The organism is Cerasibacillus quisquiliarum (genome assembly GCF_014202495.1).
Classification (GTDB): Bacteria; Bacillota; Bacilli; order Bacillales; family Amphibacillaceae; genus Cerasibacillus; species Cerasibacillus quisquiliarum.
The window spans coordinates 1-1340 of record NZ_JACHHA010000033.1 but is presented as its reverse complement, the minus strand read 5'-3'; the positions used below and the strand labels follow the sequence as shown (position 1 = coordinate 1340).

1 protein-coding gene is annotated in these 1340 nt (G+C 33.7%); it reads left to right on the top strand.

The window, feature by feature from the left end; translation table 11 throughout:
• Nucleotides 1–221 precede the first annotated feature (221 nt).
• Nucleotides 222–1100: a DUF3885 domain-containing protein gene (locus tag HNQ35_RS14005; RefSeq protein ID WP_170226747.1), complete on the top strand. Its 879-nt coding sequence runs from the start codon at nt 222–224 to the stop codon at nt 1098–1100.
• The last annotated feature ends 240 nt before the right edge of the window (nt 1101–1340 follow it).

Here is a 1340-nt window from a genome sequence, read left to right as displayed (position 1 = left end):
TAGCTATAGAATGAAACATCGAAGTACGATTTTTAGCAATGAAAATGTGTCAATTTAATTAGCGAAAACTGTGTCATTTTACTTGACGGTTACACCTTATTATCAACCTAAAATTAAGGGGGTGGCAAGTTTTTTTGTCTTAAATAGCTTTAAATCAACAAAAGCGTAAGTTTTTACTTAGAAACTTTTGACAATACGGCCAAGTTAAAGAGGGGGTACAAATGAACTTATTTAATTTATTTCAGAAAACAATTGTAGAAATGGGGATGCCTATTCTTGAACATCCTATTTTTTATAAAGCACCAGTGGGTATTCGTTTCGACATTGGTGGAGAAGACGATGTCTATATTAAAAAAGGTCTTATGCGGAAATTATATCCTAATCCCGTCTATGTGAATGAAGCCGTCGAACGAGCACTAGCTATCTTTCGTGCTTTCCCACCAAAAAATTGGCTGCTAAGAATTGACCTTTATAGTGAGCAGGAGATAAAGAAAACAGTAAAAGCTCTCCAATTAGCCTTCCCTCTTGAAAAAGCGTTAAACGAATATGAAGTTGATGGAGAAAAAATAAGTCATTATGAATTATACTGGTCATTGGATGAAATCGATTGGTCAGAAGAAACGATCATTCGTGAAATTGTTTTAGCCGATCTTGGTGGATTAAATTGTTTAGCTTCAGCAGTATATTTGTTACATCCAAATGAAAAGATACTTTATCATTTATACGATGATCGCGGATTAGATCTTGTTGCGAAAGATAAAAACAAGTTATATCCACTGTATGAAAGATTTAATGACTGGATTTTGGATTATGATAGAGAACAAATTGATAAAACATTTAAAAATAAACAGGAGACACTTGAGCTTGGAAACTTATTAAGCTTCTTAAATAAATTAGAAGAAAAGAACATTTATTATCAGTTAAATAAAATTAGAGAAGAAGCAATGATGGTTGAGATAGCCATTCCAGGTCAACGATGGGAAGTTGAATTTTTAGATGACGGATCGGTTGATGTAGAGAAGTTTATAAGTGACAAAGACTTTTATGACGAAAGTGAACTTGAGATATTATTGAACCAATTGATTGACGAAAAACTATAATGAATATTTTGAATGATATGTTTCCACTAAAGTACACCACAGTGGACTTGTTTCTACAAACGTACAAATCAGGCGACATGTTCTCACCTACAACCCTTTCCCTAAAAATTGCAAATACATCCAGTCTACCAACTCGTCCCATGTGGAGTGCGTTTCGCAGATCGTTTTAAAATGAAAAAATGAGGCAAGATAAGGTTTCTCTCTTGCCTCTATTCAATTTTTGGTGTGGTAAACCGGTAA

Bases quoted from the DNA above. Each gene is read 5' to 3' on its own strand.
- HNQ35_RS14005 (WP_170226747.1), top strand. From the start codon at position 222: ATGAACTTATTTAATTTATTTCAGAAAACAATTGTAGAAATGGGGATG.